The following is a 12,939-nucleotide window of genomic DNA, read 5'->3' as shown; positions in this document are numbered from 1 at the left end:
AAAGGGAAATGGAGTAGAGCACAACAGATATCTAATCATTTTTTTTCTTACGTACTTTTGACAGTGAGTATCTTAAACTCGAATTAGCTTTTCTCTGAAAAACAAAAGCTTTTCCTACAGATATTTTCCGTTTCTAATGACCTGCATTTTCGCCCTGGGAACAAGGATGGAATAATCCGTTGCAGGCAAAACGTACAGGTAGCTGCTGAGGTCGTACACATCATTGTGTAATTTGGCCATCTCATTCGATTGTAGGGACTGCGGGGGACTTTGACACCACAACAACTACAATCGTTGCTGTACTAAGTGCTTAGCCTTCAGTACTTGATCAGAAAGGAAGCTGCATTCTTAATGCAGGTCGATTCGCTTACAGGTTTTCCCTTAAAGAAAGCGCAGGACCAAGATTGTGATGATTTGCTTCCAAAGCTTAGGAAAATATTGTTGGAGATGCTCGGTTATCAATTTCGAGCAGGCCTTGAGGTAGCGCGAGAAATCGAGTCCTTTTCTTTTCCGGCTGAAATCCTTCTTCCTTTATGCTTCCCAATATCTGGTCGGTTATTTTTTCTATATAAAAATCTTATATGTATTTAAAATATGGATAGTGATTTTTCAACAGTTGCCTGGCAGGCAGGAATAGAGTTCAGTAGAGAATACAAACCGTATTCCTTGCATCACGCTTCGTTGTAGCACGTTATTGTATTTTTACATTCCCAAGTCCCTACGATACTTGCTTCTTTAGACTTGTCAGTGCAGCTTTAATCTATACAACCGAAGCAAACTATCCGATGATTCCCATAGCGATATATTGCAAAGCATGCTTGCACTTTGGATTGCCGCGCTTGGTAAAAAATAATTTTTTTTGAGAGGGGGAAAAGGCAAATGCACATATTCATGATCGGGGGAACCGGGTTGATCGGGAGTGAAGCCGCAAGGGAATTGCTTGCCAGAGGTCATACGGTCACCACTCTGGCATTACCGCCCTTACCTACCGGTGCCGTGTTACCCCCCAACCTTGAGATTGAATACGGTAATTATCTTAAAATGAGCGATGAGGAAATAAAAACCCGTTTGTCCGGCTGCAAGGGGTTTGTCTTTGCTGCCGGCATCGATGAACGTTTTGAGGGTCCTCCCCCAATCTACGACTCGTATAAGAAGTATAACATTGACCCAGTGAAACGACTGCTCACCCTGGCAAGGGAATCAGGGGTGAAACATACGGTGATCCTTGGTTCCTACTTTGCCTATTTCAACAAGCTATGGCCTGATATGGAGCTGACAAAATGGCATCCTTACATACGCTCGAGAAGAGACCAGGAAGAGGTAGCCCTCTCGTTTGCAGATAATAATTTCGCTGTGGCAGTCCTTGAGCTTCCCTATATATTTGGGGTCCAGCCTGGACGCAAACCTGTATGGGTATTTTTGGTAGAGATGATCAGGGGAATGAAAAAAGTAACGCTGTTTCCCAAAGGCGGAACGACAATGGTGACAGTCCATCAGGTAGGGCAGGCAGTTGCAGGGGCCTTGGAAAGAAACGAAGGCGGCCACTGCTACCCAATCGGGTACTATAATATGCAATGGAAGGAATTGCTTACGATAATCCACCGGTACCTAGGGTGCCCGGACAAGAAAATCCTTACGATTCCCAATTGGCTGTTTGGAATCGGGATACGTAAAATCATGAGGGAACAGAAAAAACGCAATATCGAAGGGGGGCTCAACCTGGACAAGTTCACTGCTTTGCAATGTTCCAAACAATATATTGACAAATCGTTGGGTTGTGAGATCCTTGGCGTGGAAAGCGACGATATAGAAAAGGCCATCGGGGAATCCATACTCCTGTGCCTGGATATCATAGACAAACAGGTTGAGACTGTTGCTATGAAGGCTGAGTAGCCATGCAGAAACAAAGGATTTTTCTCACCGGGGCAACAGGGAACATGGGCTTTTGCTGCTTGCAGGAGTTGCTTAAAGATGGTAACAGGCAGGATATTGTGCTTCTCGTTTTGGACACCCCCACCGACAGGAAGAAACTGAAGCCATTTGAGAGCCACCCTGCCCTTACCATCCATTGGGGAGACTTGACTCATTATGATGATGTCTACGAATGCATGGAAGGCGTTGATATTGTCTTGCATACTGCGGCGCTGGTATCACCGGCTGCAGATTATCATCCTGATCTTTCCATGAAAATAAACTATGGTTCCATGAAAAATATCCTTCGCTCTATCAAGGCTCAGAGACGGGAGGACACGGTGAAAGTCGTTTCGATTGGAACCATTGCCGAGATGGGCGACCGTATGCCACCGATTCACTGGGGCCGGATAGGCGATCCAGTGAAACCGAGCATATTTGACTACTATGCTGTTTCAAAGGTTGCCGCAGAACGTGCTCTTGTCGAATCTGGCCTGAAATACTGGGTAAGCCTTCGCCAGACAGGGATTTTAGGGAAGGCAATGGGCCGAATTCAGGATGCAATCATTTTTCACAACTGTCTGGACAATGTGCTCGAGTACATTTCCGACCGTGATTCCGGGATTTTGCTTAAAAATCTCTGCAAAGCAGAGCAAGAAGAAAGCCTTCCTTTGAAATTCTGGGGCCATATATACAATAATAGGAGGTGGAGAATCCTGCAGGATAGATACCTATAGCCTGTATGCACAAATCTACCGGGAACTCGGTTTCAAGGATCTGTCCTATATTGTCAATCCGAAATGGTTTGCTACGCGGAATTTCCATGGTCAGTTTTACCTTGACTCAGACACATTGGAACAGTTTCTCCATTTCCGGCACGATTCCATACAGTATTTCTACCGTGAAATCTTAAAGGATCTGGGGAAAACAGCGGATCTTATACGGTTTATCTGCTCCTTACCCGGAGGCCAAAGATTGATGGGAAACCTTATCAAACGGAGGTTTTTGAAGCTTGCAAGGGGAGAACACGGGACGGTACGGTTTCTGGAACAATCTATGGAAGAGCACATCGATGCCTATTGGGGAAGCAGGAAGCAGTGGGAGAACATCCCAAAGGACCTTGGTAAGATAGAGCATTTCCAATCCTATGAGGTGGTGGTTTCCCTTGACCATGGATTCGATGAGACAAAAAACGAGAACGAACTCGATATACAGGACTTATGCCAGGCGGCCGAATTCCGCGGTGGAAAATGCCTGTCAGTTTCTATGACAAAGGGAGATTGGACTACAAAACTCCGTTTCTCCTGTGCATTCAATCATGAGTTCGAGGCTAGCCCCCGTTTGGTTCTGGAGGGAGGCCACTGGTGTCCCCATTGTGAGAGAAAGAGCTGGAATTATGCAGCAAGGGCTAAGGTGGACCCCTTCTTTGCCCAGGTTTGGGACCCCCTGCACGATATGTCAGAGACAGAAAGGGAATACCCGAAGATAGTATCGGATCTCGATATTGAGTGAAATACTAGACAATCCTGTACAAATAGATATATCCGCAGAAGATACAGGCAAGTAGCATTTTGAGTACATCAATTTCTTCCAGGCTCTGTTCCCGCACATGTTACCATGGTTTATCTGTAAACCAGCAAACAGCAGGCGCCCGATTCTTGCCAGACTGTATCCTTGGCCAACCAATATAAAAACCCATTCTTATGCAGTAGTTGAGTAAGTAATTGTGCAATGACTGACTCCAAAGAGCAATGCCATTACAACCAAGGGTATATTTGCCGACAAAATGCCAGCTATTATCCATAGATAAACTCGTTGTTTTGCTAGTTGAAACTTACTATGGATTATCCTGTTGAAGCGACCTGCTTGTTTAAAACCAGTATTCTGGGATCGATGGATATAATGATATTGGTATTACGTTCAATGCTCACCTATGTAATTTTTTCTTTACGTATCTTTGTTTTGAAAAAATACATACGTTTTTATACACCACCTATCCCTACATCGGGCTTCCTCTAAGCGGTTGCCACCTGCGCCTGTACTCGAGCTAGCCGATTCCGCATGAAAAGGACATACGGGATCAACACGACAAGCATAGCGAAAACAATGTACGTGTCCAAGACGGTTTCATGATTAGTAAGCGTTCCGCTGAGGTTGAACAGCGCGTGAAAGACCACTCCCATAATGATGCTACCGGTGAGGGCGACACAATAGGCAAGCACAATCCCGATCGCTATTGCAACGACTATCTGGATTAGCTGATCCGAAAATGAGTAACCACGAGCCAGGTTAACAATGTGTCCGATACCGAAAGTGATGCCGGAAATGAAAATCGCTTTATTCAGGTTGCCCTTCTTCAGTATGGCCTTGAACAGGAAGCCCCGGAACAGAAGTTCCTCGATGAACCCAACACATGTTACAAGCAAGAAATCGATGACAATGATACTTGTGTCGAGCTTTGAATCGAGCCCCTTTGCATACTGGAGGAAGGCGATTGCGAACAGCGGCACGAGGTAGAGAGCAAGCGGTAGGGTTCCGGCTTGCGGGCGCTTTACTCCATAGAATTCAGCCTGATTAGTCTGCTTCAGGTAGATTATCAGCGTAATAGAAAGACAGCCAAGCAGAAAACAGGTCGCCCAGACCGCGACCGGAAGTTGCGATGCAACAAAGTCGCCTACGTTGACCAGGACCACATAGATCGCAACCCAGACCAATGCATGCCAGATTGGCTTGTTTTCACGCAGATATTTCATAGTATCTCTCCCTCTTATAAAACATATATAGTCACGACCGACAGGTACTGCCATCCTAAAAGATGTATTCAAGGCAAGACTGAGTGAATGCAAAATGCACAAACCCATAATTTACTGATGTCTGGTAAAAGGTTTTTTTTAAATCAGATTTATTCTTGAGTTCTAGCCTTTTTCTCTCATCCCAAAATCCAATCCATCGCCATGCTTCAGGATAAACCCTTCTCACTTTTCTGGCATGATCCAATGTCTTGCAGATATATCTCGTTCTGTAATCCTTTTTGTGCAGTTGAGTAAATTCCCTATCAAAAGGTACATCGTTACCTGTTATTTTGCTAGCTTAAAGCGAGTATTCATTGAGTAATCAATATATTGTTGAGATGCAAATCATCGGCAAGTATGCATCTCAGCATGTACATATACTGTCTTTGCAACTACAGTCTCTCATTGTTGCAAGAAATCACGCTAGTAGTTCAGACAACACAGACGGTTCGTATTTCCTTCTTTCTATCGTTTCGACTGGTCGTAAATCTCACCAAGGGACAATGGAGGCTTATTGGCACTGGAGAAGAATATGAGCAATACCAAAGTCAGGATGTACGGCAAAGTCAGGACCAAGTCACTATAAGAACTCGGGAGCTGCAACTTCTGGACAATTACATACCCGGCACTTCTGGCAAACCCGAACAGAATGCAAGCCAAAAAAGTCGGGCCGATTTTCCAGTTCCCGAAAATGTAAGCAGCGATAGCAAGATAACCAAATCCCATATAAATACTAGGCGAGAAGTTTGTTGAAATCGAATAGGCAAAACACATCCCCCCAAGCCCAGCCATAGCCCCGCTAGCAATAATGGCCCAGAATCGGATTTTGTTTACATTCCCCCCAGAAGCTGCTACCGCATGGGGATTATCCCCACAGGCTCTCAGACGCATACCCGCAGGGGTTTTATACAGTAGATACCACATAAATAAAGCAACGATGACAATAATGAATTCGAACGTATACATATTGGTAGAAAAAGCACCGAGAACAGGAATCTTCGATATGAAGGGAATCGTTACGCGTGGGAAAATCTCCAGCTGGAATTTGTTGGAAGCATGGCCAAATACCGAAGCATTGATCTGATTGGCGAAAAACGCAGTGAGGGAAACGGACAACATATTGATTACTACCCCGCTGATCACCTGGTTTGCCTTGAACTTGATACACATCAAGCCATGCAGACCGGCAAACAAAGCTCCCCCAAACATTGCAAAGAACAACGACAGATAGATTAGCGATGGAGAATTTCCTAAAAATGTTGCACTCAGCAAGGCAAAACTTAGTCCACCAAAAAAGGCCCCGAAACCCAGCAATCCTTCCAGAGCTAGGTTGATAACTCCACTACCCTCACAATAGATTCCACCGAGGGCAATGATAAAAAGAGGAAGAGAGAACGACAACCCATCAATAATTATGCTATTCATAGTCTTCAATTCTCCTCTATTTCATGGGCATACCGGTTTGCCAGCGACCGGAAGAAAATTCCAATTGCACTGAATAACAAAAGGATACTGGTAATCAGGGCAGCAATCTCACGCAGCACCCCTAGCCGAGAAGACATATAGGTAGTACCACAGTCAAAAATTACCACCAACAAGGATGCAAACATACTCCCTATAGCAGAGAGATTGCCAAGCAACGCAACCGCAATTGCATCAAAACCCAAAGCTGGTAGCACCCTTGGCTGTATGGAAGCATTACTTCCCAGATAAAACGTAACCCCGGCAAGCCCTGCAAGTGCACCGCTGAGTATCATGGTCGAGACAATGATCTTGGGTACTTCCATCCCTGCATACCTAGAAGCTGTACTATTTAGTCCTACCGCTTTCATCTCGAAACCAAAACGCGTTCTTGTCATCAAGAACCTGATGGCGAACACGGCAGCCAATGCAACGGGGATCATAAGGGCAATCTCTATTTTAAGTCCGAAGGCAGGAAAGTCGAACAGCGTCAGCCTTGCATTGGGGTTAATGCTTACCGACTGTCTGGTTATCGGATCGATGAACTTTGTCTGGATAAAGAAGCTCACCACATAATTGATGATGTAGTTGAGCATAATGGCAACGACTACTTCATTCATATTGAAGCGATATTTCAAGTATCCGATCAAGACACCCATAAGACTGCCACAGAGCACACCGATGAGAACCACAAGAACCTTGGCAAGCACAGGGTCGAGTGAAGTATAACCAATGAGAATTGTTGCAATGAAACCCGAGAAAATCATAATTCCCGATACGCAGATATTAAATATTCCGCAAGTAAGGGCAACAGCCACCGACAAGGCGGCAAAAATCATTGGCGTAGTATAATTGAGTAAACTCATAAAATCGGTAAATTGGCTTTTTTTGCCTGCGTAGCGGAGCTTTGGAAGGATTCCAGCACCTTGCAGGATGCTTTTGTAGGCAACAAGAGGGTTTTCACCCAAAAACAGCAGCAAGATTCCCCCTGCAAACAGGCTCATCAATATGCAAAAGAGCGAGGTTCGTAGGACTTGGTGTTTCCCAGGCCCGCAACATACTACAAGAAATCTCTTTCCTATATTATTTTTTTTCAACATGAACCCCCATCATATATTCACCAACTTGCAGTTTCGTGAGTTCAGAGGCCTTCCTTATTGTTTGGATACGACCATTATACATAACCAGAATAGTGTCGGCCAGCTTCATGACCTCATCCAATTCCAACGAGATCAAAAGAATCGCCTTACCCTCCGAACGAAGAGCATTGATCCTTTGGTGAATGGCTTCAATAGCCCCGACATCGAGCCCCCGGGTAGGTTGCACAAAGATCAGCAGCTTTGCATTCAGCTGGATTTCCCGGGCAATAATCGCCTTCTGCTGGTTTCCCCCGCTCATGCTCCTTACAATAGTGTCATCGCCACTGCTGCATCGTATATCGAAATCTGAGATCAGCTGGCTGCCTAACTTTTCCATATTGGGAAAATCGAGGATTCCATTCTGTTTGCAATACGGTTGCTGATAATACTGTTTCAAACAGAGATTCTCCCTGAGACTCAAGTCCAAGATAAGCCCTACTGAGTGGCGGTCTTCAGGAATATAGGCAATGCCACCTTCGATTCGTTTGCGCACGTTCTCATGCGAAATATCGTGACCGCCAAGCATAATACTGCCTTGGGCAAGGGGAGTCAGGCCAGCAATCGCGTCAGCAATCTCTACTTGTCCATTACCGGCTACCCCGGCTATGGCAAGTATTTCCCCGCGATGTACGGAAAAACTTACATTATCAACCAAAGTGACATTCTGATTCGATATTACCTGCAGGTTTTCTACTTTCAAGACTTCCTCACCCGCTCTATATTCAGTCTTTACAATCGTATCGGATATTTCATGGCCTACCATGAGTGCGGACATCTCATTCGTTGAAGTAGTCGCCACAGGGAGAACCCCGACCAATTGGCCCTTGCACAAGACAGCACAGCGATCCGAAATCTTTTTTATTTCATCCAGCTTATGGGTAATCAAAATGATTGTCTTACCGTTATCCCGCAAATTTTGAATGATATGGAGCAACGATTCAATTTCCTGGGGAGTCAATACAGCTGTTGGTTCGTCAAAAATAAGGATCTCGGCATTTCGGTAGAGCATTTTGAGAATTTCGACTCGTTGCCTAGTGGAAACAGGAAGGTCCTGAATTACATCGGTAGGGTTTACCTCCAGATGGTAGGCCTCGGAAATCTCTTTGACTTTCCTATTGGCCGTTTCCAAATCCACATAAGGAAAAAGCCCCAGTTTTCGTTTGACCGGTTCAATTCCCATGATAATATTCTCAGTAATCGTCTGGTTCTCAACAAGCTTGAAATGCTGATGCACCATGCCTATATTGAGATTATTCGCAACCAGTGGTGAGCTGATCCTTTCAAGTTTTCCACGTACATGGATTTCACCGGCATCCGGTAAATACATGCCGAACAGCATGCTCATAAGTGTTGATTTCCCAGCACCATTTTCTCCGAGAATTGCAAATATTTCACCTTTCTCGATTTTCAGGGAAATGTCATTATTTGCAATGATACCAGGGAAACGCTTGGTTATATGCTTGAATTCTACCAAAGTATCCACGTACGGGCCCCCCACAAAAAACGTATCTTATCTGACTTGCTTTTTTTTCTCTACAAAAAGATATGCTAAACAGTTCAAAAATCAGTATGCACAAAATCGTGGGGGACGTATTACTGTCCCCCAATAGCAAGAACCACTTACTTATTTGACAATGAATTGTTCAGGAGAGAATCCCCCGAAATTTGAAGCTGGAACAAGAGTCCCGTTCTTTACCAAAGAATAAGCAGTATCCAGTTTTTCAATGGTAGAAGCCTGCATTTGCTGACGACCGGCAGTCTTTACAATGCCGGTTGAATCGGAATCGGCTCTCAAAAGTACGTTTGCTCCCTTGAAAGTACCATCTTGTATTTTATTCAAAGCTCTCTCGACGTTTAAAGACATGACCTTGAGAACACTGGACAGTATGATATTCTTATCACCATAGACACCATCGTTCCACTGGTCGACATCACAACCGATACACTTTAGTTTACCGTTGCTTTCTTTTGCAGCAGTAAAGACACCATTGCCACTTGCACCTGCAGCAACGAAAATAATATCACAACCCTGAGCAAGCAATTGCTCGCCAAGAATCTTGCCTGAAGCTTCATCGGCAAAGGATCCTACATAGTTTCCACCGACATTAGCTCCGGTTACATCGGTTCCAGCCTGTGAAGCAAGCTCAACCAATTCAGCCTTTGTTCCAAATTTTGCATTGGAATAGATGACGCCGCATTCAAAGCCGTATTGATAGTTTACATTTGACGGATAAGCAACCCCATTGACTACAGCAACCTTATTGGTCTTGGTTTCCAAGGCAGCTGCCACGCCGGCAAAGAACCCTGACTCCTGCTCTGCAAACTGCATAGCATAGACATTGGGCAATTCAATGCTGTTTCCAGCCTTATCGGTAGGATAGGTATCGACAAGAATGAACTTTGTCTCGGGGTTTTCCTTGGCCAGTTCGCCAATTCCGGAGAACTGGAATCCTGTGCAGACCAGCACATCATATTCAGCCACAACATCAGATACAGCTTTCAAAGCCATGGCTACATCGCCACTGGGCTCTCTGATGGCAGTTACTTTTGCTTCAGGATGGTTTGCAATAAAGGCAAGTATTCCATCATAGTTATCTTCATTGAAAGACCCATCATCAACCCCAGACGGAGTGGTGATAATTGCAATGTTCAGTCCCACTTGCTGAGAACCCTGTTTTTCTGCATTACCAGCTGCGAATGCCACACTTGAAATCAATACAAGTGTCAGTACTACTAGAAATCTTTTCATGTCTGTCTCCCCTTACAATGTTATTTTTTCATCATTTTACGGTAGCTGTATTTGTTTCTTCAACCGAATCCTTACAGACACCCTACAATGATATTTTTACACAACCATATATTCCAGATTATTAAACCTTCACCCTTCAGCTCTGGAAAATTATTTGTTTTTAAGATGGCTCGTCACCGATTCCCTGTCAGGATGGGTAATGATCCCCCGTTCGGTGATGATAGCGGTAATATATTTACTCGCTGTCACATCGAATGCCGGATTATACACCTTGACTCCCTCAGGACCGGTTCTTTTGCCGAATCCATTGATTACTTCTTCACCGTCACGGATTTCGATTTCTATATCATCCCCAATGGCTGTCTCCAAATCGAAGGTCGAGGTAGGAGCAGCCACATAGAAAGGAATACCATATTCCTTAGCCAATATGGCTACGCCCGAGGTCCCGATTTTATTCGCTGTATCGCCATTTGCAGCAATTCTGTCCGCTCCCACGATAATGGCATCGATTTTCCCTTGCTTCATGACCAAAGAAGCCATGTTGTCGCACAGCACCGTGACATCGATTCCGACTTTGTTCAGTTCATAGGCAGTCAACCGTGAACCTTGGAGCAAGGGTCGGGTTTCATTAGCATATACCTTGAAGTCATACCCTTGTTCAAAGCCAAGATAGATGGGTGCCAAGGCCGTTCCGTACCCAGTGGTCGCCAAACCTCCTGCGTTACAGTGTGTCATAATCCCCATATGTTTTGAAAAAAGTGTAAGACCATGTTTTCCTATTGCTATGGACATCTTCTGGTCCTCATCGAAGATTGCTTTGCTCTCAGCCAACAAGCCTGTCAATACCGAATCCTGTGTACTGGTTTTTAGAGTGCATTCAGTAATAAATCGCACTTCCATGCGGTTCAAAGCCCAGAATAAATTTACCGCAGTGGGACGAGAACTGGCCAGATAGCTTTTCAAAGATGAGAAATCTTTCTGCATCTCATCAAGAGAAGCATACGTTTCTTTTCTCATACATACGTATACGCCATAGGCAGCAGCTACCCCAATGGCAGGGGCTCCCCGTACACGGAGTTTTTTTATCGCTTCATATAGGTCTTCCCTCGTATCTATTTCCAAAAATTTTTCTATTGTCGGGAGTTCGGTCTGGTCCAGCAACAAGAGTTTTGTTGCATCGCTATGCAAGGTAACCGGTAACATCGTATTCATTGTTTTTCCTATGGTTTGTATTTGCTATGCCTTACTATATTCAAGCGTTATGGTAGGGGGAACCTGGTTATACATGCAGCACAGCCTCGGTACATTGACAATGGTTCTGATCGAGTTGATTATCGGCAAAAATATCACAGATAATATCCAAGGCATCTTTTGTTGCCTTTTGGACAACAGTTTTATGGTCGATACCTGCAAGGTTTTCCTGGGTAATACCACAGGCCATATTAGAGATGAGGCCGATCGCAGAATAACAGATGTTCAATTCCTTTGCCAAAAACACTTCTGGGATGCCTGTCATACCGACGATTGTCCCTCCAAGGTTTTTGTACATCCTTATCTCGCTTTTTCCTTCAAACCGGGGGCCGTCGGTGCAAACATACACTCCGTTATCTGCAACAGGGATCTGTTTTTGTGCCGCTTTCTGTTTGAAAAGCTTTCGCAATTGATTACAGTAAGGGTCGCTCATATCTGTATGGGCAATCTTCTTATCAGAACCGTCAAAGAAGGTCTTGACCCTATTGGTGGTAAAATCGAGGAAATCCTCGATTATCACGATGGAGCCTTCCTTTACCTCGTTATCCAGGGAACCGCTGGTTGCAAGCGCATAGACATAGGTAACCCCCATTTGCTTAAGTGCCATACAATTGGCACGGAAATTAATTGCATGCGGTGGTGTTGTATGCCCAGACCCATGGCGTGGTAAAAAAAGAATTTCTTCGTTTCCGATTGTAATCGTATACGTCTCTACAGACCCATATACAGTATCGATGATATGGGGGCCCGAGCTGTTGGGCAAAGAGCTTGCACCTGTTCCCCCAATGATTGCTTTGTTCATAGTGTACCTTTTCTCTTAGTTACTGCCATCCCAGGCTGTCAGATATCAAATTTGTCAGCAATGACAAAATTTTCAATATTCGTGAAATGGATAACAGCTTTATCTGTGGTGATGATGTGATCAAAGTCCTTGATTTCTCCAAATACATAATGGGAGACATTGTTTATCTTAGTAGAATCAACCATGAGAATCTTTTTTGCCGATCGTTCCATTACTTTTTCATTTATCACTGCAGTGTAGTTATCAAATGAAGAAACGCATTTTTCCGATACTCCGCTTGCCCCGATGAAGCAAGAGGTGAAATTCATTTTATTGATTTTATCATATACTTCCGCCCCATAGGTAATGCCCAGATTGTTATCCATCTGACCACCTATAAGGATTGTCTTGATAGAATGTTCAATTAATTTATTCACATGAAAGATTCCATTGGTCACAACGGTGACATTCTTGCCGGCAAGGAAACTAATGAGATAGTTCTCGGTTGTACCCGGCCCCAGATAGATAAAATCATTAGGTTCTACATATTGGGCTGCCTTGGCACAAATTATAAATTTTTCCTCAGCATTTACCTCTAGGCGGCCAACGACCGAGTGATCGACAACCTCGCTGACCTTGACACCCCCACCATTGAGAAGGATTATTTTCCCTTCATCCTGGAGTACTTTCAGATCACGCCGGACGGTGGGCATTGAGACTTTTGTAAATTCCACCAACTCATCAAGATATACAATAGTACGAATCTTGATGTAGTCGTATATTTTACTTTGCCTTACATAGGGAATCATTGCCTACCATCCTCTTTCCTTGCATTTTTCTTGGTCTCACAGTTGC

At 44.3% G+C, this 12,939-nt stretch carries 12 protein-coding genes; 3 read left to right on the top strand and 9 right to left on the bottom strand.

Annotation, left to right across the window (positions count from 1 at the left end; translation table 11 throughout):
- Positions 1-114: 114 nt before the first annotated feature.
- Positions 115-240 carry a hypothetical protein gene (locus SPIGRAPES_RS17415; protein ID WP_281047908.1) on the bottom strand — a complete coding sequence of 42 codons (126 nt, stop codon included), beginning with the start codon at positions 238-240 and terminating at the stop codon, positions 115-117.
- A gap of 639 nt (positions 241-879) precedes the next feature.
- On the opposite strand from SPIGRAPES_RS17415, the gene SPIGRAPES_RS01300 reads away from it, so the two are divergent.
- From SPIGRAPES_RS01300 to SPIGRAPES_RS17205, 3 genes are all read left to right on the top strand, one after another.
- Complete coding sequence (locus tag SPIGRAPES_RS01300; protein WP_014268975.1) at positions 880-1,893, top strand: NAD-dependent epimerase/dehydratase family protein; 1,014 nt, start codon at positions 880-882, stop codon at positions 1,891-1,893.
- A gap of 2 nt (positions 1,894-1,895) precedes the next feature.
- Entirely contained in the window at positions 1,896-2,648 is a 753-nt protein-coding gene (locus tag SPIGRAPES_RS17210; RefSeq protein WP_215904764.1) for an NAD-dependent epimerase/dehydratase family protein, read from the top strand.
- Positions 2,649-2,889: 241 nt separating this feature from the next.
- Positions 2,890-3,423 (top strand): hypothetical protein, encoded by a 534-nt coding sequence (locus SPIGRAPES_RS17205; RefSeq protein ID WP_215904763.1) that lies wholly within the window; start codon positions 2,890-2,892, stop codon positions 3,421-3,423.
- A 503-nt stretch (positions 3,424-3,926) separates the two neighbouring features.
- Here the strand turns inward: SPIGRAPES_RS17205 and SPIGRAPES_RS01290 are convergent.
- From SPIGRAPES_RS01290 to SPIGRAPES_RS01255, 8 genes are all read right to left on the bottom strand, one after another.
- Positions 3,927-4,664, bottom strand: coding sequence for a CPBP family intramembrane glutamic endopeptidase (locus SPIGRAPES_RS01290; RefSeq protein WP_014268973.1), 738 nt, complete (start codon positions 4,662-4,664; stop codon positions 3,927-3,929).
- A gap of 504 nt (positions 4,665-5,168) precedes the next feature.
- Positions 5,169-6,128: an ABC transporter permease gene (locus tag SPIGRAPES_RS01285; protein WP_014268972.1), complete on the bottom strand. Its 960-nt coding sequence runs from the start codon at positions 6,126-6,128 to the stop codon at positions 5,169-5,171.
- Positions 6,129-6,133: 5 nt separating this feature from the next.
- Positions 6,134-7,168 (bottom strand): ABC transporter permease, encoded by a 1,035-nt coding sequence (locus SPIGRAPES_RS01280; RefSeq protein WP_245535454.1) that lies wholly within the window; start codon positions 7,166-7,168, stop codon positions 6,134-6,136.
- A 79-nt stretch (positions 7,169-7,247) separates the two neighbouring features.
- Positions 7,248-8,786, bottom strand: coding sequence for an ABC transporter ATP-binding protein (locus SPIGRAPES_RS01275; RefSeq protein ID WP_014268970.1), 1,539 nt, complete (start codon positions 8,784-8,786; stop codon positions 7,248-7,250).
- 141 nt (positions 8,787-8,927) lie between these two features.
- The gene (locus SPIGRAPES_RS01270) at positions 8,928-10,052 is read right to left on the bottom strand and encodes a BMP family lipoprotein (protein ID WP_014268969.1); all 1,125 of its coding nucleotides are present in this window, start codon (positions 10,050-10,052) and stop codon (positions 8,928-8,930) included.
- Positions 10,053-10,202: 150 nt separating this feature from the next.
- Complete coding sequence (mtnA, locus tag SPIGRAPES_RS01265) at positions 10,203-11,264, bottom strand: S-methyl-5-thioribose-1-phosphate isomerase (RefSeq protein ID WP_014268968.1); 1,062 nt, start codon at positions 11,262-11,264, stop codon at positions 10,203-10,205.
- A 67-nt stretch (positions 11,265-11,331) separates the two neighbouring features.
- Positions 11,332-12,105 (bottom strand): MTAP family purine nucleoside phosphorylase, encoded by a 774-nt coding sequence (locus tag SPIGRAPES_RS01260; protein ID WP_014268967.1) that lies wholly within the window; start codon positions 12,103-12,105, stop codon positions 11,332-11,334.
- A gap of 38 nt (positions 12,106-12,143) precedes the next feature.
- Positions 12,144-12,893, bottom strand: a complete 750-nt coding sequence (locus SPIGRAPES_RS01255) for a DeoR/GlpR family DNA-binding transcription regulator (protein ID WP_014268966.1) — start codon at positions 12,891-12,893, stop codon at positions 12,144-12,146.
- Positions 12,894-12,939 lie beyond the last annotated feature (46 nt).

Source organism: Sphaerochaeta pleomorpha str. Grapes (assembly GCF_000236685.1).
Classification (GTDB): domain Bacteria; phylum Spirochaetota; class Spirochaetia; order Sphaerochaetales; family Sphaerochaetaceae; genus Sphaerochaeta; species Sphaerochaeta pleomorpha.
Note: the sequence above shows the minus strand (reverse complement) of the source record. Positions and strands in the feature narration are given on the sequence as shown.